The sequence below is a fragment of the Rhizobium sp. BK313 genome, assembly GCF_014193655.1.
In the GTDB taxonomy this organism is placed as follows: Bacteria; Pseudomonadota; Alphaproteobacteria; order Rhizobiales; family Rhizobiaceae; genus Rhizobium.
Window position 1 is genome coordinate 489,114 of sequence record NZ_JACHZQ010000003.1, and the last position, 22,344, is coordinate 511,457.

The 22,344-nt window shown below is 61.1% G+C and carries 20 protein-coding genes, 1 tRNA gene and 1 riboswitch; of the genes, 16 read left to right on the top strand and 5 right to left on the bottom strand.

Features of this window, described 5'->3' with window-relative positions; translation table 11 throughout:
• Positions 1–82: 82 nt before the first annotated feature.
• The 7 genes from phoR to phoB all read left to right on the top strand — a co-directional run bounded on the left by phoR (position 83) and on the right by phoB (position 7,743).
• Positions 83–1,339 (top strand): phosphate regulon sensor histidine kinase PhoR, encoded by a 1,257-nt coding sequence (phoR, locus tag FHT86_RS18815; protein WP_246779576.1) that lies wholly within the window; start codon positions 83–85, stop codon positions 1,337–1,339.
• Positions 1,340–1,525: 186 nt separating this feature from the next.
• Positions 1,526–2,560 (top strand): substrate-binding domain-containing protein, encoded by a 1,035-nt coding sequence (locus FHT86_RS18820; RefSeq protein WP_133708340.1) that lies wholly within the window; start codon positions 1,526–1,528, stop codon positions 2,558–2,560.
• A gap of 59 nt (positions 2,561–2,619) precedes the next feature.
• Positions 2,620–4,101, top strand: a complete 1,482-nt coding sequence (gene pstC, locus FHT86_RS18825; protein WP_133708341.1) for a phosphate ABC transporter permease subunit PstC — start codon at positions 2,620–2,622, stop codon at positions 4,099–4,101.
• Entirely contained in the window at positions 4,098–5,432 is a 1,335-nt protein-coding gene (pstA, locus tag FHT86_RS18830; RefSeq protein ID WP_133708342.1) for a phosphate ABC transporter permease PstA, read from the top strand. Before pstC ends, pstA begins: the two co-directional genes overlap by 4 nt.
• A gap of 14 nt (positions 5,433–5,446) precedes the next feature.
• Positions 5,447–6,262, top strand: coding sequence for a phosphate ABC transporter ATP-binding protein PstB (pstB, locus tag FHT86_RS18835; protein WP_133708343.1), 816 nt, complete (start codon positions 5,447–5,449; stop codon positions 6,260–6,262).
• 51 nt (positions 6,263–6,313) lie between these two features.
• Complete coding sequence (phoU, locus tag FHT86_RS18840; RefSeq protein ID WP_133708344.1) at positions 6,314–7,027, top strand: phosphate signaling complex protein PhoU; 714 nt, start codon at positions 6,314–6,316, stop codon at positions 7,025–7,027.
• A gap of 32 nt (positions 7,028–7,059) precedes the next feature.
• A complete protein-coding gene (gene phoB / locus FHT86_RS18845) occupies positions 7,060–7,743 on the top strand; it encodes a phosphate regulon transcriptional regulator PhoB (RefSeq protein ID WP_004128368.1) in 684 nt (227 codons plus the stop codon).
• A gap of 89 nt (positions 7,744–7,832) precedes the next feature.
• Here phoB and FHT86_RS18850 read toward each other — a convergent pair whose 3' ends face one another.
• Positions 7,833–8,369, bottom strand: coding sequence for a GcrA family cell cycle regulator (locus FHT86_RS18850; RefSeq protein WP_133708345.1), 537 nt, complete (start codon positions 8,367–8,369; stop codon positions 7,833–7,835).
• A 425-nt stretch (positions 8,370–8,794) separates the two neighbouring features.
• On the opposite strand from FHT86_RS18850, the gene FHT86_RS18855 reads away from it, so the two are divergent.
• The 3 genes from FHT86_RS18855 to FHT86_RS18865 all read left to right on the top strand — a co-directional run bounded on the left by FHT86_RS18855 (position 8,795) and on the right by FHT86_RS18865 (position 12,019).
• Positions 8,795–9,994: an aspartate aminotransferase family protein gene (locus FHT86_RS18855; protein ID WP_133708346.1), complete on the top strand. Its 1,200-nt coding sequence runs from the start codon at positions 8,795–8,797 to the stop codon at positions 9,992–9,994.
• Positions 9,995–10,065: 71 nt separating this feature from the next.
• Positions 10,066–10,983 carry an ornithine carbamoyltransferase gene (gene argF / locus FHT86_RS18860; RefSeq protein ID WP_133708347.1) on the top strand — a complete coding sequence of 306 codons (918 nt, stop codon included), beginning with the start codon at positions 10,066–10,068 and terminating at the stop codon, positions 10,981–10,983.
• Positions 10,984–11,029: 46 nt separating this feature from the next.
• The gene (locus tag FHT86_RS18865; RefSeq protein ID WP_133708348.1) at positions 11,030–12,019 is read left to right on the top strand and encodes an Hsp33 family molecular chaperone; all 990 of its coding nucleotides are present in this window, start codon (positions 11,030–11,032) and stop codon (positions 12,017–12,019) included.
• Positions 12,020–12,127: 108 nt separating this feature from the next.
• Here the strand turns inward: FHT86_RS18865 and apaG are convergent, their stop codons facing one another.
• The gene (gene apaG, locus FHT86_RS18870; RefSeq protein ID WP_133708349.1) at positions 12,128–12,520 is read right to left on the bottom strand and encodes a Co2+/Mg2+ efflux protein ApaG; all 393 of its coding nucleotides are present in this window, start codon (positions 12,518–12,520) and stop codon (positions 12,128–12,130) included.
• Between the two features lie 323 nt (positions 12,521–12,843).
• Positions 12,844–14,028, bottom strand: a complete 1,185-nt coding sequence (locus FHT86_RS18875; RefSeq protein WP_133708350.1) for an O-succinylhomoserine sulfhydrylase — start codon at positions 14,026–14,028, stop codon at positions 12,844–12,846.
• A 43-nt stretch (positions 14,029–14,071) separates the two neighbouring features.
• Positions 14,072–14,150: riboswitch (SAM riboswitch) on the bottom strand.
• Between the two features lie 141 nt (positions 14,151–14,291).
• Here FHT86_RS18875 and FHT86_RS18880 point away from each other — a divergent pair.
• From FHT86_RS18880 to FHT86_RS18890, 3 genes are all read left to right on the top strand, one after another.
• Positions 14,292–15,386 carry a 2'-deoxycytidine 5'-triphosphate deaminase gene (locus FHT86_RS18880; RefSeq protein WP_166656856.1) on the top strand — a complete coding sequence of 365 codons (1,095 nt, stop codon included), beginning with the start codon at positions 14,292–14,294 and terminating at the stop codon, positions 15,384–15,386.
• 59 nt (positions 15,387–15,445) lie between these two features.
• Positions 15,446–15,519, top strand: a tRNA-Gly gene (locus tag FHT86_RS18885).
• Positions 15,520–15,559: 40 nt separating this feature from the next.
• Entirely contained in the window at positions 15,560–15,937 is a 378-nt protein-coding gene (locus tag FHT86_RS18890) for a VOC family protein (protein WP_133708352.1), read from the top strand.
• A gap of 42 nt (positions 15,938–15,979) precedes the next feature.
• Here the strand turns inward: FHT86_RS18890 and FHT86_RS18895 are convergent, their stop codons facing one another.
• Positions 15,980–16,888: a LysR family transcriptional regulator gene (locus FHT86_RS18895; RefSeq protein WP_133708353.1), complete on the bottom strand. Its 909-nt coding sequence runs from the start codon at positions 16,886–16,888 to the stop codon at positions 15,980–15,982.
• A gap of 101 nt (positions 16,889–16,989) precedes the next feature.
• Here FHT86_RS18895 and FHT86_RS18900 point away from each other — a divergent pair, with 101 nt between their 5' ends.
• Together FHT86_RS18900 and FHT86_RS18905 are read left to right on the top strand one after the other, a co-directional pair.
• Positions 16,990–18,216: an MFS transporter gene (locus FHT86_RS18900; RefSeq protein WP_133708354.1), complete on the top strand. Its 1,227-nt coding sequence runs from the start codon at positions 16,990–16,992 to the stop codon at positions 18,214–18,216.
• A 138-nt stretch (positions 18,217–18,354) separates the two neighbouring features.
• Positions 18,355–18,942 carry an acyltransferase gene (locus tag FHT86_RS18905; protein ID WP_133708355.1) on the top strand — a complete coding sequence of 196 codons (588 nt, stop codon included), beginning with the start codon at positions 18,355–18,357 and terminating at the stop codon, positions 18,940–18,942.
• Between the two features lie 84 nt (positions 18,943–19,026).
• Here the strand turns inward: FHT86_RS18905 and FHT86_RS18910 are convergent, their stop codons facing one another.
• Positions 19,027–21,033: a methyl-accepting chemotaxis protein gene (locus FHT86_RS18910; protein WP_133708356.1), complete on the bottom strand. Its 2,007-nt coding sequence runs from the start codon at positions 21,031–21,033 to the stop codon at positions 19,027–19,029.
• Positions 21,034–21,546: 513 nt separating this feature from the next.
• Here FHT86_RS18910 and FHT86_RS18915 point away from each other — a divergent pair.
• A complete protein-coding gene (locus FHT86_RS18915) occupies positions 21,547–22,344 on the top strand; it encodes a transporter substrate-binding domain-containing protein (protein ID WP_246779589.1) in 798 nt (265 codons plus the stop codon).

Below are 22,344 nucleotides of genomic sequence, written 5' to 3' on the forward strand. Positions count from 1 at the left end.
AGAGCCGAAAACTTCTGTCATGAATCCCCGCTAAGACGCGGAGTCTTGGATTCCGCGAAGGCAGGCGAAGGGACGGGTGCACTTGGAAGACGAATGGTCATTTCTCAGGAAGCTGGCTGCACGACTGCGGCAGGAGACCGCCATCCTGCTTCTGGCGACGCTGATCGCCATTCTCGCGCTCATCGAGGGTATCAACACCGGTGCCGTCTTCTGGATCTGGGTCGTCGTGATGATCGTGGCGCTGATCCGGCGGCCGCTGGTGGAACAGGCTGTCCCGCCACCGCCAGTCGTGCCGGCGCCGGCCGATCCGGAAACCTTGCTGCGCACCGTCTTCTCCGGCCTTGCTGCGCTCGACGTGCCGGTGCTGATTATCGACCGCGAGGCATCCGTCCTGGTGCAGAATGCAGCCGCCGAGAAGGCGTTCGGCGCTTTTCCGCTCGGTGCCCATATCTCCGCCAAGCTGCGCTCCCCCGGCGTGCTCGACATGGTGCGTGAGACGATCACCACCAACACGCCGAACCAGATCGAACATTCCGAACGCCTGCCGTCCGAGCGCGTCTATATTGTCCGCATAGCGCCGATCGATCTGCCTGCAACCGACGTTGAGCCCGGTACCTTCTTCGTGCTGTCGTTCCGCGATATCTCCGAACTCCGCCATATCGATCGCATGCGCTCCGATTTCGTCGCCAATGCCAGTCATGAGCTGCGCACACCGCTCGCCTCGCTGCGCGGTTTCATCGAAACCATCCAGGGCCCGGCCAAGGCGGACCCGAAGGCGCAACAGCGTTTCCTCGGCATCATGTTTGATCAGACGACACGCATGAGCCGACTGGTCGATGATCTCCTGTCGCTGTCGCGGCTGGAGCTGAAGTCGCACATCGCGCCGGATCAGAAGGTCGATCTCGTGCCGTTGCTCGGCCATGTCCGCGATGCACTGCTGCCGCTCGCCGGCGATCTTGACGTCACCATCAATCTGCATTTGCCCCCCGGCAAGGTGGAGGTGCTCGGGGATCGCGACGAACTGGTGCAGGTCTTCGAAAACCTCATCGAAAATGCCTGCAAATACGGTCAGGAAGGCAAGGTCGTCGAGGTTTCGCTCTTGAACGAGCCGGGCCAGGCCGTCGAGGTCATCATCTCAGACAGGGGACCGGGCATTCCGGCGGAGCACGTGCCGCGCCTGACCGAGCGCTTCTATCGCGTCAATGTCGAGGACAGCCGCTCGAAAAAAGGCACCGGCCTCGGGCTTGCCATCGTCAAGCACATTCTCACCCGCCACCGCGCACGGCTGATCGTCAAGTCGGAAGTCGGAAAAGGAACGGACTTTACCGTCCGGTTCTGAGCGCCTCTGTGAATCGCTCATTTCGAGCGCGATTTAATTCATAAATTTCAAATAGTTGAAATGTCATAATTGTTTCACTCGCCTGACATAAAAGGGCGGTGCTTTGACCGCTAAAAAAGAGATGCTGAACAGGCGGATGTTCCGTTCGCCGTCGCGCTCTTCAAAGCCCGTCAGGGAGGGTTCACCATGAACACGTTGAAACTGTCTATCATAGCGTTGGTCGCATCCGCCGCTTTCGCTGGGGTCGCTGCGGCCCGCGATCAGATTCAGATTTCCGGTTCTTCTACCGTATTCCCCTATGCCAAGATTGTTGCCGAGACTTTCGGCGAAACCTTCACGGACTTCAAAACGCCGGTCGTCGAATCCGGCGGTTCCGGTGCCGGCCTGAAGGAATTCTGCAAGGGCGTCGGCCCCGATTCCATCGATATCGCCAATTCTTCGCGCCCGATCAAGGATAGCGAAGTCGAGGCCTGCAAGGCTGCCGGCGTCGCCGATATCCAGCAAATCAAGATCGGTTATGACGGCATCGTCTTCGCCTTCGACAAGAGCAACCCGGACATAAAGTTCGTGCCCACCGATCTCTATAAGGCGCTGGCCGCCGAAGTCGTGGTGAACGGCAAACTGGTTCCCAATCCCTATAAGAAATGGTCCGAGATCAATCCGGCCCTGCCGGACATCGAGATCGCAGCCTACATTCCTGGCGAGAAGCATGGCACGCGCGAGGTCTTCGAAGAGAAGGTGCTCGCCGCCGGCTGCAAGGATTCCGGCGCTCTCGACATCATCAAGGCGACCGTTTCCAATCCCGATCAGCAGACCGAGAAGTGCATTGCGGTGCGCAAGGACGGTGCGGCGGTCGATATCGACGGCGATTATCCCGAGACGTTGGCCCGCATCGACGCCAACAAGCATGGTATCGGCGTCTTCGGCCTCTACTTCTATCAGAACAATGCCGACAAGCTGAAGGTCGCGACCGTGAGCGGCATCGTGCCGTCGGGTGAGACCATCGCCGACGGCACCTATCCGGTATCGCGGCCGCTGTTCTTCTACGTCAAGAAGGCGCATCTCGGCGTCATTCCGGGCCTGAAGGAATATGTCGATTTCTTTACGAGCGATCAGATGATCGGACCGGACAGCCCCCTGGCCGAATATGGCCTGGTGCCGGCGCCGGATGCTGAGCGCGACCAGATCCGCAAGGATTTCGCGGACGGGAAGATCATGTGATTGCATAAGGACTGCCCGCCGGTGCGGTTGCCCGCGCCGGCGTTCGCCGGGGAATGGGAATGAGTTTGTCGCTGCTGCTGTTGTGTCTGTCGATCATCGGCGCCTCTGCCTTCGTGCTGGGGCGGACGAGAGCGGCTGCGCTTTCGGGCGGCAGGTCCTCGGCAATGCACTCGCGGCTCGGCTATCACGGCGGGTATGCCGCCATCTGGGCGGTCTTGCCGGCGCTGGCGCTGATCTGCGCCTGGCTGACGATCAGCCCGGAGGTTATCGACCATTTCGTGGTCAAATCCTTTCCGGAGGAGGTGAAATCCCTGCCGCAAGCCGAGCTCAACCTGAGCTACGGCATGGTGCGCAGCATCGCCCACGGCATGCGCCTGCTTGATGATCGGGAACTTGCCACTGTCGCCGGCGGCTCGGCCGATCTTCAGTTGGTCCTGGCGCAGAAGGGTGTCCCGCTCGCGGTCCGGCCCACCGGTTATATGATTGAGGCCGCCAACAAATATAACGGCATGCGATATGTGAGCCGCATCGTCATGTCGGTGGTGGCCATCATTCTTTCGGTGCTCTGCGCCATTCATGGCCTGCGTGCCATCGCGCCGCGCTTTCGCGCCCGCAACCGGGTGGAGCAGGTCATTCTCGGCGGCCTGATCGTCGCCTCATCGATTGCCGTGCTGACGACGGTCGGCATCGCCGCTTCGATGCTGTCGGAAGCTGCCCGTTTCTTCAACATGGTTCCTGCCGCCGAATTCTTCTTCGGCACCGTCTGGGATCCGCGTTTTACTGGCGCCGGTTCGCAAACGTCTGGCACGTTCGGCCTCATCCCGTTGCTGGCTGGCACGCTCTACATCGGCCTCGTCGCCATGCTGGTCGCAGTCCCAGTGGGACTGTTTGCCGCCATCTACATGGCCGAATATGCGTCGGCGCGCGTGCGCTCCGTCGCCAAACCGATGCTCGAAGTGCTGGCCGGTATTCCGACCATCGTCTACGGCTTTTTCGCCCTGGTGACCGTCGGACCGTTCCTGCGCGACATTTCCGCCGACATCAACGGCCTGTTGACGGGCAACTATGCGAGCTTCATCGAGGCGCAGAGCGTTTTGACCGCCGGCTTCGTCATGGGTGTCATGCTCATCCCCTATGTCTCCTCGCTTTCAGACGACATCATCATGGCCGTGCCGCGTTCGCTGCGCGACGGTTCGCTCGGCCTCGGCGCCACGCGATCGGAAACGGTGAAGCGCGTCCTCCTCCCGGCTGCATTGCCGGGCATCGTCGGCGCCCTGCTGATGACGGCGTCGCGGGCGATCGGCGAGACGATGATCGTTGTGCTGGCTGCCGGCGTCGCCGCCCGCATGCAGCTCGATCCCTTCGAACCGATGACGACGGTCACAGTCAAGATCGTCAACCAGTTGACCGGCGACCTCGAATTCACCTCGCCGCAGACATTGGTCGCCTTCGCGCTCGGCATTACGCTCTTCTGCCTGACCCTGTGCCTGAATGTCTACGCGCTCTACATCGTCCGCCGGTATAGGGAGCAATACGAATGATCGACGTCGTATCTTCCGCACCATCGCCGATGCCGTGTGGGCTGACGCCCGGCGCGCCTTTGCGGCGCGATATCGGCATCAAGCGCCGTTACGCCGCCGAACGCCGGTTTCGCGCCTATGGCATCGCCGCCGTCACCTTCGGTCTTGTCTTCCTCATCATCCTGGTCTCGACCGTAGTGCGCCACGGCTACACCGCCTTCGTGCAGACCTCGATCACCTTGCCGATCGAGTTCACCGAGAAGGTGATCGATCCCGCCGGCAAACGCGGCAGCGATGCGAAGGTGCTGATCGCTGCCAACTATCCGGTTCTCATCCGCGATGCCCTGATAAAGGTGCTGGGCATCGATCCTTCCAATCGGGTGCTCGTCCGCGAAGCGACGGAAATGGTGTCGGACGGTGCGCGGATTGCACTGCGCGACAAGGTAGTGGCCGATCCCTCCGTCATCGGGAAGACCGTAAACGTTACCTTCCTCGCCGGCGCCAATATCGACTCCGCCAACAAGGGACAGATTGACCTGACGGCGGACGAGAAGGACCGCAAGGTCTCCGACCAGCAACTCGCGTGGATGCGGCAGCTCGCCGCCGATGGTGCGTTGCATGAGGCGTTCAACACCGGCCTGTTCTTGTCCGGCAATTCCAGTCGCCCGGAGGCGGCGGGCCTCGGTGTCGCGCTGATCGGTTCGCTCTATCTGATGCTGACCGTGCTGGTCCTGGCATTGCCGGTCGGCGTTGCCGCCTCGATCTACCTGGAGGAGTTCGCGCCGAAGAATCGGCTGACGGATCTGATCGAGGTCAATATCAACAATCTCGCTGCGGTGCCGTCGATCGTCTACGGCCTGCTCGGCCTTTCGGTCTTCATCAATTTCATGGGCCTGCCGCGTTCCGCTTCGCTGGTCGGCGGGCTGGTGCTGAGCCTGATGACGCTGCCGATGATCATCATCGCGACGCGCTCGGCGCTGCGGGCCGTGCCACCCTCGATCCGCAGTGCGGCCCTTGGCCTTGGTGCTTCACGCATGCAGGTGGTGTTCCACCACGTCCTGCCGCTCGCCATGCCCGGCATCCTGACGGGCACGATCCTCGGGCTGGCGCATGCGCTCGGCGAAACCGCGCCGCTGCTTTTGATCGGCATGGTCGCCTTCGTTGCCAACTATCCAGCGGGGCCACTGGATCCGTCGACGGCTCTGCCGGTGCAGATCTACATGTGGGCGAGCGAAGCCGAGCGCGCCTTTGTTGAAAGAACCTCCGGGGCCATTATCGTCCTGCTCTTCTTCCTTGTTGCGATGAACATCGGGGCCATCCTGCTCCGCCGTCGTTTTGAGCGGCGCTGGTGACAGGAGACGATGGAATGAACATGATGACGGAAGCCGCGAGCGAAAAAGCACTGGCCAGGAAGATGATGACGATCCCCTACAAGATGATCGGCCAGGACGTCTCGGTCTATTATGGCGACAAGCGCGCGCTGTTCGACGTGAACCTGAACATCCGCGCCAATACGGTCACCGCGCTGATCGGCCCGTCCGGCTGCGGCAAGTCCACCTTCCTTCGCTGCCTCAATCGCATGAACGATACGATCGACACCTGCCGCGTTACCGGCAAGATCACGCTCGACGATCAGGATGTCTATGACAACGCCATCGATGTCGTTGAGCTGCGCGCCCGCGTCGGCATGGTGTTCCAAAAGCCTAATCCGTTCCCGAAGTCGATCTACGAGAACGTGGCCTATGGGCCCCGTATCCACGGGCTGCACCGTTCCAAGGCTGATCTCGATCATATCGTCGAAACCAGCCTGCACAAGGCTGGCCTTTGGGGTGAGGTGAAGGATCGGCTGTATGATGCCGGCACCAGCCTTTCCGGCGGCCAGCAGCAGCGCCTCTGCATTGCCCGCGCCGTCGCTGTCAGTCCGGAGGTCATCCTCATGGACGAGCCGTGCTCGGCGCTCGATCCGATCGCCACGGCCAAAGTCGAGGAACTCATACATGAGCTGCGGGAAAACTTTACGATCGTCATCGTGACGCATTCCATGCAGCAAGCAGCCCGCGTTTCGCAGCGCACCGCGATGTTTCACCTCGGCCATCTGGTCGAGGAGAACGATACCGATAAGATGTTCACCAATCCCGATGATTTCCGCACGCAGGATTACATCATGGGCCGTTTTGGCTGATGATGCTCCCCGCGCGGCTCCCTTCACATCTTTCACCTTGAGGATAGCAAAATGGTCTCAACACACATTCTCTCTGCCTATGACGAAGACCTGAAGTTCCTGACGCGCCGCATTGCGGAAATGGGCGGCCTGGCGGAGCAGATGGTCAGTGACAGTGTCCGCGCTCTGGTAAACGGCGACACCGGCCTTGCGCAGAAGGTCATCTCCGATGACGTCATTCTCGACCACGCCGAACGCGAAGTCGGTGACAAGGCGATCGTCACCATCGCTCGCCGTCAGCCGATGGCGGCCGACCTTCGCGAGATCATGGGCTCGATCCGCATCGCATCCGATCTGGAGCGCGTTGGCGATCTCGGCAAGAATACCGCCAAGCGCGTCATCGCCGTGCAGGGCACCGGCGTTCCGCGTCGTCTCGCCCGTGGCATCGAGCACCTTTCCGAACTGGCGCTGAGCCAGCTCAAGGAAGTCCTGGACGTCTACGCGACCCGTTCGCCCGACAAGGCCGTGTCGATCCGCGAACGCGACGAGGAAATCGACGCCATGTACACCTCGCTCTTCCGCGAGATGCTGACCTACATGATGGAAGATCCGCGCAACATCACCACCTGCACGCATCTTCTCTTCTGCGCCAAGAACATCGAGCGCATCGGCGACCATGCCACCAACATCGCCGAGACGATCTATTACATGGCGACCGGCGCCCAGCCCGAAGGCGAGCGCCCGAAAGACGATACCGCCAACACCGTCGGTGCAGTGACGGAATAACGTAGACGCCAAGAGAAGGAGACCAGAGGCGCATGGTTCCGAGAGTAGCTGTTGTAGAAGACGAGGAAGCGCTAAGCGTTCTGCTGCGCTATAATCTCGAGGCTGAGGGCTTCGAGGTCGACACCATTCTGAGAGGCGACGAAGCCGAGCTGCGCCTCCAGGAGCGCATCCCCGATCTTCTGATCCTCGATTGGATGCTTCCCGGCGTGTCCGGCATCGAGCTCTGCCGCCGGCTGCGTATGCGGCCGGAGACGGAGCGCCTGCCGATCATCATGCTCACCGCTCGCGGCGAGGAAAGCGAGCGCGTGCGCGGCCTTTCCACCGGCGCGGACGATTATGTCGTCAAGCCGTTCTCGACGCCGGAGCTGATGGCTCGCGTCAAGGCGATGCTGCGCCGAGCCCGCCCGGAGGTTCTCTCCACGGTACTGCGCTGTGGCGATATCGAACTGGACCGCGAGACCCATCGCGTCCACCGCAAGAGCCGCGAAGTGCGGTTGGGACCGACGGAATTCCGCCTGCTGGAATTCCTGATGTCCTCGCCGGGCCGCGTCTTCTCGCGGTCTCAGTTGCTAGACGGCGTATGGGGGCATGATATCTATGTCGACGAACGCACCGTCGATGTGCATGTCGGTCGCCTGCGCAAGGCGCTGAATTTCTCCAATATGCAGGACGTCATCCGCACTGTTCGCGGCGCGGGTTATTCCATGGAAGCCTGATCGGACAGATCTGATCAGGTTTTTGTAGAGCGGCGGAAACAGAAAACGGGCCTTTCGGCCCGTTTCTTTTATCTCAGTTGCGGGGCATCTCAAGCGCGCGGTTGAGCCGCCGGCCGGCGCCGTTCATGTACTGGCTGGTAGGCCAGGCGCTGATGGTAGCCGCAATAAGGCGACGCATCCGGGCTGTCGTTACCGCAGAAGTGAAAATCGTCCTTCAGCGGATCGCCGACCGGCCACTTGCAGGTGCGTTCGGTGAGCTCCGTCAGGCCGAGGCGGCGCGAGATCGGAACGACCACATTTGCGGCCGGACGGTATTCGATCTCATGGACCGTATCGATCTCGATCTCTTCCTTAAGCATCGTCGCACCCTGCTGGCGGGTAACCGTGCGGGTTGCAACGCGCGAGGCGTAGTTCGGCGCGCGCGGTGCCGAGGTATTGCGCTTCGGCGCTCGAGCTGTGGTTGCCGTACCACCGGCCTTCGCTCGGCCCGGCAGGCTCAAGCGATGCACTTTGCCGATGACGGCATTGCGACTGACACCACCGAGCTGTGCCGCGATCTGGCTGGCGCTCAAACCTTCGGACCACAGCTTCTTCAGCTTCTCGACGCGTTCGTCTGTCCAATTCATGCCCTGTCTCCGCTATCGCGTTTCTTATGGCAGAATCCCTCACCATTGCCTCGAATTGGGTCGAGGCGCGAAACGCTTTAAAATTGTGGTGACTAGTTCCGCCGCATGCAGTCTAGTAATTAGTTTTTAACCTAGTGTGAGGCTGACTCCGTGACAAGAGTCGCGGGAATCTTGGGGAATCGATTTCGAGGTTTTCCCCAACTTGCTATTCCGGCGTGGCATTTATGCAATATGAGCGGTTGAAGAGGTACCCTCTATCCAGAGGCGCTCTGCCGCACCTGCTAAATCGCCAGTTTTGTTGACATCGCGGTGCAAAACATCAATAGTGCCCACGCCGCCGCAAGGCGGCATTTTGATTTTTCCGGGCCCGTTTCACTCGAATGAAACGATTGGCCCTAAAGGTTGTGATCGAGGAGATATGGGCCATGGCTGAAACCGCGCCGCTTTATGACACCTATATGCGCGCTCCGCTGCGGTTCGAGCGAGGCGAGGGCGTATGGTTGATCACTGAGACCGGCGAGCGTTATCTCGATTTCGCTGCGGGCGTCGCGGTGAATTCGCTTGGCCATGCCCATCCCCATCTGGTTGCAGAACTGAAGTCGCAGGCCGATAAGGTTTGGCACCTGTCCAACCTCTATGAAGTGCCGGGCCAGGAGAAGCTGTCGAAGCGCCTGACGGAAGCCACCTTCGCCGACAAGGTGTTTTTCACCAATTCCGGGGCCGAGGCGCTGGAATGTGCCATCAAAACGGCGCGGCGCTACCAGTTCTCCAAGGGGCATCCCGAGAGATACCACATCATCACCTTCGAAGGCGCCTTCCATGGCCGCACGATCGCGACGATCGCCGCCGGAGGCCAGGAGAAATATCTCGAAGGTTTCGGCCCAAAGGCGCCTGGCTTCGACCAGGTGCCCTTCGGTGATCTCGACGCGGTGCGTGCTGCCATTACCAATGCGACGGCCGCGATCCTGATCGAGCCTGTGCAGGGCGAGGGCGGTATCCGCCCGGCGACGAATGAGTTCCTGCGAGGGCTGCGTCAGCTCTGCGACGAGCACGGCCTGCTTCTGGTTCTGGATGAGGTTCAGACCGGCGTCGGCCGTACCGGCAAGCTCTTCGCCCACGAATGGGCCGGTATCACGCCTGATATCATGGCCGTCGCCAAAGGCATCGGCGGTGGCTTTCCGCTCGGTGCCTGCCTGGCAACAGCCGAAGCGGCCTCGGGTATGAAGGCCGGTACGCATGGCTCGACCTATGGCGGCAACCCGCTCGCCATGGCTGTCGGCAATGCCGTGCTCGACGTCGTGCTATCGGACGGTTTCCTGCAGCACGTGCGCGATGTTGCATTGGTCTTCCGCCAAGGCCTCGCCTCGCTCAAGGATCGTTTTCCGGATATTGTCGAGGATATCCGGGGCGAGGGGCTGTTGCTCGGCATCAAGGCTGCCGTTCCCCAGTCGGAGCTGCTGCAGGCGATCCGCGCCGAGCATCTGCTGGGTGTGCCGGCCGGCGACAACGTCATCCGCCTGTTGCCGCCGCTGGTGGTCACGGCCGAGGAAGCACGCGAAGGCATTGCTCGCATCGAACGTGCCGCCGAAAGCCTGCGTGCCGCCCGCGTCAAGAAGTCGGCTTGAGTTCAACGCCCGCTGATCGGGGCGTTATTGCCCCCAGCGGGCGTTATCTTTTTTGGAGTACAGGTAGGGACATGGCTTCACCGAAACACTTTCTCGATCTCTCGGCCGTCGCGGCGACCGATCTGCGCAGCATCATCGACGATGCCATCGTGCGAAAGCAGGCGCTGAAGGCGGGCGCCGCCGACAAGCCGCTGGCCGGCAAGATGCTGGCGATGATCTTCGAGAAGCCGTCCACCCGCACGCGCGTCTCCTTCGACGTCGGCATGCGCCAGCTCGGCGGCGAGACGCTGTTCCTGTCGGGTACGGAAATGCAGCTCGGCCGCGCCGAGACGATCGGCGATACGGCTAAGGTGCTGTCGCGCTATGTCGACGCGATCATGATCCGCACGACAGAACATTCGCGCATGCTGGAACTCGCTGAACACGCGACGGTGCCGGTCATCAACGCGCTGACGGATGACACCCATCCCTGCCAGATCATGGCCGACATCATGACCTTCGAGGAGCATCGCGGGCCGATCAAGGGCAAGACGATTGCCTGGACCGGCGACGGCAACAACGTGCTGCATTCGCTGGTCGAAGGGGCTGCCCGTTTCGGCTATCGCATGAACATGGCCGTGCCCCTTGGTTCCGAGCCAAAGGATCACTATTTGAACTGGGCCCGCAACGAGGGCGCCGAAATCCTGCTCTCGCATGATGCCGACCGTGCGGTCGCCGGCGCCGATTGTGTGGTAACCGATACCTGGGTTTCCATGAATCAGGAGCACCGGGCCCGCGGTCACAACGTCTTCCAGCCCTATCAGGTCAACGCGGCTTTGATGGCACAGGCCGGCAAGGACGCGTTGTTCATGCATTGCCTGCCCGCCCATCGCGGGGAGGAAGTGACGGACGAAGTGATCGATGGTCCGCAATCCGTTGTTTTCGATGAGGCGGAAAATCGCCTTCATGCGCAAAAATCGATTCTTGCTTGGTGCCTGGGCGCGATCTGAGGATATAGAACCGCGTTGATGTCGCGGGCGCAGTAGGAGTAGAGCAATGGCGGAAAGTGCAGCCTCGCTGGGTCAATTCGATTTTGCCGGCGACGATCATGTCGTTCCCTTCCAGGTAGAGGGTCTTGATGTCCGCGGCCGCGCGGTGCAGCTCGGGCCGCTGCTGGATGCAATTCTTGCCCGGCACAATTATCCCGCCCCCGTTGCCCGGCTGTTGGCCGAGGCCGTGGTGTTGACCGTATTGCTCGGCACCTCGCTGAAGTTCGAGGGCAAGTTCACCGTGCAGACGAAGAGCGACGGGCCGGTCGATCTTCTGGTCGCCGATTTCGCGACGCCGGAGAACGTCCGCGCCTATGCCCGCTTCGATGACGAAGCGCTGGCCGAGGCCGTGGCTGCCGGCAAGACCGAGCCGGAGCAACTGCTCGGCAACGGCGTCCTTGCCTTCACCATCGATCAGGGTCGCTTCAGCCAGCCCTATCAGGGGATCGTGGCGCTTGACGGCGCGTCGCTCGAAGAGATCGCCGGCACCTATTTTCGCCAGTCGGAGCAGATCCCGACGCGCGTTCGTCTCGGCGCTGCCGAGCTGTTCGACCGTGACGAGGCCGGCAAGCCGCGCCATCGCTGGCGCGCAGGCGGCCTCATTGCGCAGTTCCTGCCGGAAGCACCGGAGCGCATGCGCCTGCCGGATCTCCACGGCGGCGACGGCGACACCAGCCTGCGCGAACATGTCGAGGATGACGCCTGGGCGGAAGCGCGCACGCTGGTCGAGACGATCGATGCCGACGAACTGACCGACCCGCAGGTCGGCACCGAGCGTTTGCTGTTCCGCCTCTTCCATGAGCGCGGCGTGCGCGTCTATGGACCGAAGGCGGTCTTTGACCGCTGCACCTGTTCGCGCGACAAGCTGAAGGGCGTGCTGCAGGGCTTTTCCGCTGAGGAAATCGAGGCGAGCCAGGAGAACGGCGAAATTGCCGTCACCTGCGAGTTCTGCTCGACCACCTATCGCTTCGACGTGTCTGAGGTGAATGACGCCTGAGCAACTCCAGGAAAACTGCGCAGCAGTTTTCCGTCCGGAATTGCGAAGTAACAAAAAGATAGAGCGGTTTTACGGTCTCGTGAAAAGCTGAACCGCTCTGAGCAGGGGTCAGTTCAGCGTCCGCAGCAGGTTGGGCGTGTCCAGCGAAAAGGCGGGGATCTTGACGTGAAAGAGCTCCCCGTCATCCGTCTCCATCTGATAGTGGCCGAACATCATGCCCGAGGGCGTGTCGAGCGGGCAGCCTGAGGAATATTCATAGGTATCGCCGGGCTGCAGCCTCGGCTGCTCTCCGACGACGCCGGGTCCGGTCACCTCGTCCACCAGGCCGTTCTGATCGGTGATATGCCAATAGCGCGTCACCAGCCGGACGGAGACGGTAGAGTGGTTGGAAATGACGATGCGGTAGCCCCAGACATAACGATCGTCCTCCGGATCGGATTGCTCCTCCAGATAAAAGGGTTCGACGACAACTTCGATGTCGCGTGTTAGAGCGCGATACATGCCTGACACCTTGGTCACTCTCCGAAACGTCGCGCGTTCATACGAACACACACAGGACGCTCCAGCATTTTAAGTCTAGGGCATCTTATCCGCTTTCTATGATCCCACGGAAAGCGGGATACCTAGGGGTATCCTATAAAGCGACCTGTTCCGTCAAGGAACGGATTGGTGAAAATTCCTCTAACGGATAAACCATTCGGGTTTTCAAATGTTAGGACTAATTCTAAAGGTTAATCGCCCGTTGTTGAAAGTATAGGCGCACATCCTGTTTTCAAGATGCGTAAGCCCGCCCGAACGATCTTCGGGCGGGGGTGGTAGAAAAGTCAGGCGGAAACCTGCTCCAGCGCGCGGGCAAAGTCCTCGACCAGATCCTCGCTGTCTTCGATACCGGCGGAAAAGCGCACCGTTCCGGGCGAAATGCCGAGCTCGGCACGGGCCTCGTCGGTGAGGTTCTTATGCGTGGTCGTGGCCGGATGCGTAATCAGGCTCTTCGAGTCGCCGAGATTGTTGGAAATCTTCACGATCTCCAGCGCGTTCTGCAGCTTGAACGCCGCTTCCTTGCCGCCCTTCATTTCGAAGGCCACCAGTGTCGAGCCGCCTGTCATCTGCTTGGCAATGATGTCGGCCTGCGGATGGTCCTTGCGGCCGGGATAGATCACCTTGCCGATCTTGCTCTGTTCGGCGAGGAAGTCGGCCACTTTGGCGGCGTTCTGCGTCTGTTGCTTGACGCGCAGCGGCAGTGTTTCGATGCCCTTCAGCAGCGTCCAGGCTGTGAACGGCGACATGGCCGGGCCGGTGTGACGGAAATAATCGTGCAGGTTCTCGTCGATCCACTGCTTGTCGGAGAGGATGACGCCGCCGAGCGACCGGCCCTGGCCATCGATGTGCTTGGTGGCCGAGTAGACGACGATATGGGCGCCGAGCTCCAAGGGCTTCTGAAACAGCGGTGTTGCGAAGACGTTGTCGACTACGACCTTGGCGCCGATCTGATTGGCGAGCTTGGAGACGGCGGCGATGTCAACCACTTCCAGCGTCGGGTTGGTCGGGCTTTCAAGGAAGAACACCTTGGTGTTCGGACGAACGGCCTTTTCCCAGTTCTCGATGAAGCGACCGTCGACCAGCGTGCATTCGATGCCGTATTTCGGCGCCAGCGTCTCGACAACCCAGCGGCAGGAACCGAAGAGGGCGCGGGCAGCGACGATATGATCGCCTGCCTTCAACTGGCAGAGGATTGCGGCGGAAACGGCCGCCATGCCGGAAGCGGTGGCACGGGCGTCTTCCGCGCCTTCCAGCATGCACATGCGCTTTTCGAACATGTCGTTCGTCGGGCTGCCGTAGCGGGCGTAGATGAAGCCGTCTGTCTCACCCTTGAAGCGCGCCTCGGCCGCTTCCGAGGTGTCATAGACAAAACCCTGGGTCAGATAGATTGCTTCGGATGTCTCGCCGAATTGCGAGCGGAGCGTTCCGCCGTGAACGAGCTGAGTTGCGGGGCGCCAAGTCTTGCTCATGCCATCACCACTTTCAAAACAAAAAAACCGGCCGCAAAAGCAGACCGGTTTAACCCCGGTCCTTTTAGCCATTTATTTAACGTGGCTGCAAGCCGACCGGCCAAATCACCACGGGATAAGTTGCAATACTGCCGTTGACCGCTTGCGTCAATTCCCCGAGTTTGGTTTTGTCTGCGGCAAATTACTGTGCTGCGCGTCCGTAAGGCGCGCAAAGGTGACAGTAACACTTAGGATCTGCGCATAACCTGCGCTGGGAATGAGGCATGATGGCTCGCAATACAGGAATTTTGGCCGATCGCGCCATTTCAGCGCTCTTCGAAGCAGGACGGCTGACGAGCGAAAAAGAACTGGATGTCGATCAGATCCAGCCGGCGAGCCTCGACCTGAGGCTCAGCGCGCATGCCTTCCGTGTCCGGGCCAGCTTTATGCCCGGCCCGTCGCATCTCGTGGCCGACAAGCTCGACCGGCTGAAGTTGCACGTCGTCGATCTTTCCGAAGGCGCAGTGCTGGAAACCGGCTGCGTCTATATCGTGCCGCTGATGGAGCGGCTCGACCTGCCGGCCGACATGTCAGCTTCCGCCAATCCGAAAAGCTCGACCGGCCGCCTCGATATCTTCACCCGCGTCATCACTGACCGTGCGCAGGAATTCGACAAGATCCCTGCCGGCTATTCCGGTCCGCTCTACCTCGAGATCAGCCCGCGCACCTTCCCGATCGTGGTGCGCCGCGGCTCACGCCTGTCGCAGGTCCGGTTCCGCGTCGGCCAAGCACTGCTGAGCGAACCGGAGTTGATGGCGCTGCACGCCAGCGAAACGCTGGTCGCCAGCAAACAGCCGAACGTGACAGGCGGCGGCATAGCGCTCTCGATCGATCTTGCCGGCGACAAGGAGGGCCTGATCGGCTATCGCGGCAAACATCACACGGCAGTCGTTGATGTCGACAAGAAGGCGCAGCACGATATCTTCGATTTCTGGGAGCCGCTTTACAGCCGCGGCCGCACCGAATTGATCCTTGATCCGGACGAGTTCTACATCCTCGTCTCGCGCGAAGCGGTGCATGTGCCACCACATTATGCCGCCGAGATGACACCCTTCGATCCCCTGGTCGGCGAATTCCGCGTCCACTACGCCGGCTTCTTCGACCCTGGCTTCGGACACGCGCCCGCCGGCGGCCGCGGCAGCCGCGCCGTCTTGGAAGTGCGCAGCCATGAAGTTCCCTTCATCCTCGAAGACGGCCAGATCGTTGGCCGCCTGGTCTACGAACACATGCTGGAACAACCGAGCAGCCTCTACGGCTCCGGCCTCGGCTCCAACTATCAAGCGCAGGGCCTGAAGCTTTCGAAGCATTTCCGGCTGTGATCGTTTTAGCTGCCGGCCTTGACACGGGGCGGTAACTGTTGAACATCTTCTGACGTCAAGCGGGTGTAGCTCAATGGTAGAGCAGCAGCTTCCCAAGCTGAATACGAGGGTTCGATTCCCTTCACCCGCTCCAGCTTTCTTTCATAGTTATTGATCTCCGGGATACGCTTAACGTGATTGATCACATAACCATTGAAGTGAGTGATCTGCAGATAAGTAAGTCGTTCTACGAAAGAGCCTTCGAACCTCTGGGATATCGCCTTTCCTTTGGAAAGGAGGGCGTGTTCTGGGCATTCGACGTCGGCGACGGCAGCTTGTTCGAAATCCAACACACCGGCAGCAAGCCGCCTTTGACGCATTTGCATGTTGCCTTTCGCGTTCAGAGCAGGACAGAGGTAGACTCTTTCTATCACGCCGCACTTCAGGCCGGTGCCAAGGACAATGGTGCGCCCGGTCTACGGACGGAATATGCCGCGAACTACTATGCGTGTTTCGTCCTCGATCCCGATGGCTACAACATCGAAGCGATGATCAACAAGCCTGCGACGTGAGAGCAGGCAGTCCCTGTCGCGCCGGCGTCCGGCATATCGTCATCACGTCAAAAACGGCATCTCCGTCTTCAAGGCTTCCCTCAATGCTTCGCTGAAGGCTGCGATCGGGCGGGCCAGCCGTCCGGCCGGCGGGCGATGCAGGACCCAGGAGACGACTTTAGGACGGAAATCCGGCACGTCTATGATCTCGACCTCATCGCGCCAACGGCTGCCTGCTAGCGCCGCCGGTGTGACGATGCCGACGCCGAGGCCGCGGGCGATGAGCGACATCCTGAGATCGGCGCTCATAGCTTCGACGCCAACGTTGAACGGCAGGCGTTCGACCTCGAAACGATGATGGATGAAGGCGCGGAAACCGCAGCCGGTCTGGTTCATGATCCAGGGAAACCTCGAAAGCTCGTCGAGCCTCGGCATCTTGGGAACGTCGAGCGATGGAGCTGCCACCAGAAGCACGCCATGCGTTCCCAGGTTGTCTCCGACGACATCCTCGGGTGGGTGGACGCCCTCCGGCAGGCAGACCGCCGCTGCGTCGACCTGGCTATGCGCAACCTGATCGACAAGCTGCGGCGACCAGCCGGAGACGATGCGTAGCGTCAATTGCGGGAACTGGCTGCGCAGCCGGTCGAGCGGCAGCGATAGGGCTGTTTCCGAAAGGTACGGCATGATGCCAAGACGGAACTCGCCACCGATCGCACCGCCCGGTGAGACGCCGGCCTTGAGATCGTCCAGCGAGCGGAGCACGCGGCGGCCATGCTCGTAGGCCTCGCGTCCGGCCGCCGTCGGCTTGAGCGGCTTGGACTGCCGGTCGAGGAGGGCAATGCCGAGACTGTCCTCAAGGTTCTGCACGCGACGGGTAATGCCCGGTTGCGTCAGGTTGATCCGTGCCGAAGCGGCGACGATCGATCCTGTTTCCACCACGGCGACGAATGCTTCGAGATCATGGATGTTCATAAGAAACCCGCATAATCATTATCAGTTCATTTCATTTGTCGCATTATGCAAGAAAACGATAAACATGGCTATCAATATTACCAAAAATTATTGGAGAGCCCATGTCACCCATCCCCGAACGCATCCCGAATGAACTTGAGGAGGAGGCACCGGAGACTGCTGCCGGTCCCTCCACATTGCTTTTCGCTATCGCCACCGGCGTTATCATCCTCAATCTCTTCGCACCACAAACCCTGGTCGGCGTCATCGGTCCGTCGCTCGGCTTTTCGGAAAACGGCGCCGGCCTTGTCGCTATGGCGTCATTGCTGGGTTATGCCGCCGGCCTGTTCTTCCTCGTGCCGCTCGCCGATCTTGTCGAGAACCGCCGGCTCGTCCTGCGCATGCTCGTCTCGGCACTGGTCATGGCGGTCGCCGCCGTCTTCGCGCCGAACGGCTGGAGCCTGCTTGTCTTCCTCTTCCTTCTTGGTGCTGCCTGTTCGGCCATTCAGATCCTGGTGCCGATCGCTGCGGCCATGACGCCGCCGGAACATCGCGGCCGGGTTATCGGCAACGTCATGAGCGGTCTGATGGTCGGCATTTTGTTGTCACGGCCCTTGGCGAGTCTGGTCGCCGACATCTGGGGCTGGCGCAGCTTCTACGCGGTCAGCGCCGCGGCACTCGCCCTGCTGACTGCCGTTCTTGCGCTGCGATTGCCGGAGCGCCGGCCGCTGGTGAGCACCGGCTACGTCGCCCTGATCGCCTCGCTCTGGCAACTCCTGCGTGATGAACCGGTGTTGCGGGTACGGGCCTTCACGGCTGCGCTGGTGATGGCGAGTTTCAGCCTTTTCTGGACTGCGGTCGCGCTGCGACTGGCGCAGTCGCCATTCTCCCTCGACCAAGCCGGCATCGCCATTTTTGCGCTAGTCGGAGCAGGCGGCGCGGCGGCGACCTCTCCCTTTGGACGGATGGGTGACCGGGGCTGGACGCGGGTGGCGACAACCGTCTCGCATCTAATTTTGCTCGGCGCCATGGCGCTGTCCGCGTGGGCAGGCGAGGCTAAGACCGGCCATTCCGTGATCTCCCTCGTTGTGCTCGGCGCAGGCGCCGTGATGCTTGATGTCGGCGTCACCGGCGATCAGACATTGGGGCGCAGGGCAATCAATCTGCTGCGGCCGGAGGCGCGCGGTCGCATCAACGGCCTGTTCGTCGGAATCTTCTTTCTGGGCGGCGCCGTCGGTTCGGCCCTGGCAGGGACGGCCTGGAGCTGGGGCGGCTGGACCGCGGTGTGTGCCGCCGGCGCAGTTTTCGGGACTGCGGCATTCCTGACCGGCCTTGCTGCGAGATCATGAAGCGCCCTGAGTCACGGCATTCGTAGCGATTAAATGGCGGCGGCATTATCGTGCGCCGCCTTAATAAAACCTTTCTTCCTTCAGGTTGATGCCAGACATTCGTGCCATTGGATCATCCTGTAATTGGAATGTATGCTGATGCTCAATGTCGCGTTGTTTTACAGGTTGAGGGCGATCTTCACGCGCGGCGTGTTGAAGATTTCCCGCCGCACCAAGGTGCCACGCGGCGCGACGATCATCTGGAAGGATGGCAGCGTCAGGATCGGACAAAAGGCCTTTCTCCGAAGGGGGATCGTCATCGACGCCCAACGCGGCAGCATCGATATTGGCCGGAACGTTTCCCTCAACGACTATGCCATTCTGCTGGGACGCGGCGGCATCACGATCGGCAACGACGTGCGGATCGCCGGCCATGCCATGGTGGTATCGTTCGACCACAATTTCGATGACCCCACGCAACCGATTCGCCTGCAGGGCGTCACCAAGAAACCGATCGTCATCGAGGACGATGTCTGGATCGGCGCCGGGGCGAAGATTCTGGGCGGTTCCCATATATCCGAAGGATGCGTCATCGGCGCGAATGCCGTCGTCAAGGGGAGGACCGAACCCTATGGCATCTATGTCGGCGCTCCCGCGAGGCTGATCAAACGGCGAGGTGAAGCGGGCACCGTCAGACACGCAAATTTCGAACGGCTTCCTTTCGCCAAGAGGAAAGCGGATCGATAGGTTCCTCAAAAGTAGACAGGCGGGACGCGTTGAACGCGTCCCGCCTGTTTTCGTGTCGAGTATCGCACCAAGCTTCGCCGAGGCTCAGAACTCCGTCCAGTCCGCATCTTTCGCCGGCGCTGACGCTGCCTGGCTGCTGCCGCCGAAGGCGCTCATCAGCTTTTGGCCGAGTGCGCGGGCCGGTGAAGGAGCCGGTCGTGCCTTCGCTCCCTCGACGGCGCGGACCGGCGCTGCGGCTGGCCGCGGCGCAGGGCGGCTGGAGGCGCGCGGCGCGTAGTTCGACGAAGCCGCAGAAGCGTGGCCGCCTTCGGTTCCGGTCATGCGGAATTGCCCGAGCAGGGACGTCAGCGAGGCGGCTTCGGTTGCCAGGCTATGACTGGCGGCGGTGCTTTCTTCGACCATGGCGGCATTCTGCTGCGTGCCGTGATCCATGGCGTTGACTGCGGTATTGATCTCCTGCAGGCCGGCCGATTGCTCGCGCGACGCTTCTGCGATCGCATGCACATGCCGGTTGATCTCCTGCACTTCCGAGACGATGGCATCGAGCGCCTTGCCGGTTTCGCCGACCAGGTTGACGCCTGTCTGTACGTGTGTGCCGGATGCGGTGATCAGCGATTTGATCTCCTTGGCGGCGTTGGCCGAACGCTGCGCCAGTTCGCGCACTTCCTGCGCAACGACCGCAAAGCCCTTGCCGGCTTCACCGGCGCGGGCTGCTTCGACACCGGCATTCAGGGCGAGAAGGTTGGTCTGGAATGCGATGTCGTCGATCACGCCGATGATGTTGCCGATCTCGGACGAGGATTTCTCGATCTGCTGCATGGCGCTGACGGCATTGCGGACGATTTCGCCGGATCGTTCGGCACCGGCGCGGGTGTGGGCGACAAGCTGGCTTGCTTCTTCCGCCCGCTTGGCGGCGTCCTTGACCGTCGTGGTGATCTGTTCGAGGGCGGCAGCCGTCTCTTCGACGGATGCGGCCTGCTGTTCAGTGCGCTTGGAAAGTTCGTCGGCGGAGCCGCGGATTTCGTTGGCGCCGGCATTGATGGCGCGCGCATTGGCGCCAACCGCCTGCATGGCTTCGTTCAGCTTGACAAGCGAATTGTTGAAATCCTGCCGCAACTGGTCGAGATGGGCGACAAACTGCGTGTCGATATGGGTGACAAGATCACCGTCCGCAAGACGCTTCAGGCCGTCGCCGAGCGCCTGCACCGCCTTCTGCAGGTGCGCGGCTTCGGCCACCCGCAGCGCTTCGTGTTCGGCACGCTCGTTGTCGCTGAGATTGCGATCGGCTTCGGCTTGCGCTTCCAGTCGGGCACGTTCGATGGCGTTGTCGCGGAAAACGGAAACCGCTGAAGCCATTTGACCGATCTCGTCGCGGCGGTCGAGGCCGTCGATCTCGCTCGTCGTATCGCCGCTGGCAAGCGTTACCATGCGGCGATGCAGCCGCGTCAACGGCGTCGCAATGCCCGTTTGCGCGACATAGACGCCAAGGGCAATGCCCGCAAGCGTCAGAGCAGCCAGAATGGCGAGCGTATAGTCGATCGTGGTGTTGATGTGGGCTGACAAGGCGTCGGCGCCATTATTCATCCGGTCGGTCAGCGCATTGTTGTTGGCCTGCATCTTGGCGACAAGAGTGGTCAACTTGTCGGCGACCACGGCCATGCTTGCGGTGGCACCCTTGACGTCGCCGCTCTTGCGTTGGTCGATCACCTTGTTCGTCAGCGCTTCCAGCTCGTCCATGCCGGCCAGGATCTCATCCATTTGCGGCTTTTGCGAAGGAACCTGGCTTTCAGCCTGCTTCAATCGGTCCTTGGCCTCGCCAAAGCGGCTTTTGCCGGCGGCAACCGTCTTGAAGGCATCGCTGTCGGGATCGAAATTCAGCATCATGCTCGCCTGCAGCACCGAGGTCAGAACGGATGTGCTGGAGCGAGTGCCTTTGGTCGCGGCGACGGCTTCGTTGTCGAGGAAGGCGCTGTAGGCTTGGTCCGCCTTGCGGAATTCGCTGACGATGTAAAGCAGCCCGGCGAAGGAGATGATCCCGAGAAACAGGATCACGGTGAGCATCTTGGTTTTGATTTTCAGGTTCCTGAACATGACGATCCGCCCGAGGGATATCGCGCAGCATCGGACCGTAGCGCGCAATAGCCCGCTCGCCCCGGAGAGGCGGCGGACTTAACGCTTGGCCTGATGCACGCAGGTGAAGCCGAATTCTTTGGATACCTTGCGAAGAAGGTTCGGACGACCTGCGTCATGCGATCAGCTTCGGAGCCGACGTCGTCGATGCTACAAATAGAATCGATAGAGCTTAATCGACCGCTAACGCCGACAGCTTTCGGAGCCGAAATCTACCGTGTGACCGTGCTTTTTCGGTGCACTGCAACCCGTCTGGTGTGATCATCGCCAAAGCTCAGTCCGAGCAAGTCTCGCGGCCGTCAGGACAGGGCGTGATATTCTCCCGTCGGCCCGACTCTGCTACACCGGTTTCGACATCAGAAATCTGCACATCCGACCGGAGGCTTGATCATCCTAATGCCTGTTTGCCTTTCGTTGTTGGGATCCGTGGCAAGGCGTGCGGCAGGCGCAGTGCTGATTGCCGCGTCCTGTGCCATGCCTCTTGTCGCGCAAGAGGCGCCGCCGCCCGGCCTGCCGATCCTGTTCGATTCGCGCGAGCGGCTGCCGAAGCCGGATCTTTCTTCGCTGGTCAGGCTGCGTTTCCTGACATCCGTCGACTTCCCGCCCTTTAATTTCGCCGATCAGAACGGCAAGCTCGCCGGCTTCCATGTCGATCTTGCCCGCGAGATCTGCGACGAGCTTGGCATATCGGACAAATGTCAGATCCAGGCGCTACCGTTCGATGAATTGCAGGGCGCGCTTGCCGCTTCGCAAGGCGACGCAGTAATCGCCGGCGTCGCGGTGACGCCCGAGCTGCGCAAGAACTTTGCCTTCTCACGCCCTTTTCTGATGCTGCCCGCCCGCTTCGTCCGCAATCTCAAGGCGTCGATCGACGGCGGGACGGCGGCCGCGCTTGCCGGTCATCCGGTCGGTGTGGTCAAGGGCACGGCGCATGAGGCAATGCTCGCCGCCTTTTTCCCCGCCGTTAAGCAGGTCCCCTTCGGCGACAAGGACGCGCTCCTGGCGGCAGTCAAGGACGGCAAGGTCGACGCCGCTTTTGCCGATGGGCTCCAACTGTCCTTCTGGGTATCCTCGCCATCAGCCGAAAAATGCTGCGTGCTGTTCGACGGACCCTATCTTTCGCAGCAATTTCTCGGCGAGGGCATGACCATCATGTTGCGCCAGCAGGACGCCGATCTGACAGCCGCGATCAATCATGCGCTGGCGACATTGTCACGCGACGGCCGGCTACAGGAAATCTATCTGCGGTATTTCCCTTACGGGCTCTACTGA

Bases quoted from the DNA above. Each gene is read 5' to 3' on its own strand.
- FHT86_RS18900 (WP_133708354.1), top strand. From the start codon at position 16,990: ATGTCACCCATCCCCGAACGCATCCCGAATGAACTTGAGGAGGAGGCA.
- FHT86_RS18915 (WP_246779589.1), top strand. From the start codon at position 21,547: ATGCCTCTTGTCGCGCAAGAGGCGCCGCCGCCCGGCCTGCCGATCCTG.
- pstA (WP_133708342.1), top strand. From the start codon at position 4,098: ATGATCGACGTCGTATCTTCCGCACCATCGCCGATGCCGTGTGGGCTG.
- phoU (WP_133708344.1), top strand. From the start codon at position 6,314: ATGGTCTCAACACACATTCTCTCTGCCTATGACGAAGACCTGAAGTTC.
- FHT86_RS18865 (WP_133708348.1), top strand. From the start codon at position 11,030: ATGGCGGAAAGTGCAGCCTCGCTGGGTCAATTCGATTTTGCCGGCGAC.
- apaG (WP_133708349.1), bottom strand. From the start codon at position 12,520: ATGTATCGCGCTCTAACACGCGACATCGAAGTTGTCGTCGAACCCTTT.
- FHT86_RS18820 (WP_133708340.1), top strand. From the start codon at position 1,526: ATGAACACGTTGAAACTGTCTATCATAGCGTTGGTCGCATCCGCCGCT.
- argF (WP_133708347.1), top strand. From the start codon at position 10,066: ATGGCTTCACCGAAACACTTTCTCGATCTCTCGGCCGTCGCGGCGACC.
- FHT86_RS18850 (WP_133708345.1), bottom strand. From the start codon at position 8,369: ATGAATTGGACAGACGAACGCGTCGAGAAGCTGAAGAAGCTGTGGTCC.
- pstC (WP_133708341.1), top strand. From the start codon at position 2,620: ATGAGTTTGTCGCTGCTGCTGTTGTGTCTGTCGATCATCGGCGCCTCT.
- FHT86_RS18895 (WP_133708353.1), bottom strand. From the start codon at position 16,888: ATGAACATCCATGATCTCGAAGCATTCGTCGCCGTGGTGGAAACAGGA.
- FHT86_RS18910 (WP_133708356.1), bottom strand. From the start codon at position 21,033: ATGTTCAGGAACCTGAAAATCAAAACCAAGATGCTCACCGTGATCCTG.
- FHT86_RS18855 (WP_133708346.1), top strand. From the start codon at position 8,795: ATGGCTGAAACCGCGCCGCTTTATGACACCTATATGCGCGCTCCGCTG.
- pstB (WP_133708343.1), top strand. From the start codon at position 5,447: ATGAACATGATGACGGAAGCCGCGAGCGAAAAAGCACTGGCCAGGAAG.
- FHT86_RS18875 (WP_133708350.1), bottom strand. From the start codon at position 14,028: ATGAGCAAGACTTGGCGCCCCGCAACTCAGCTCGTTCACGGCGGAACG.
- phoB (WP_004128368.1), top strand. From the start codon at position 7,060: ATGGTTCCGAGAGTAGCTGTTGTAGAAGACGAGGAAGCGCTAAGCGTT.
- FHT86_RS18880 (WP_166656856.1), top strand. From the start codon at position 14,292: ATGATGGCTCGCAATACAGGAATTTTGGCCGATCGCGCCATTTCAGCG.
- FHT86_RS18905 (WP_133708355.1), top strand. From the start codon at position 18,355: ATGCTCAATGTCGCGTTGTTTTACAGGTTGAGGGCGATCTTCACGCGC.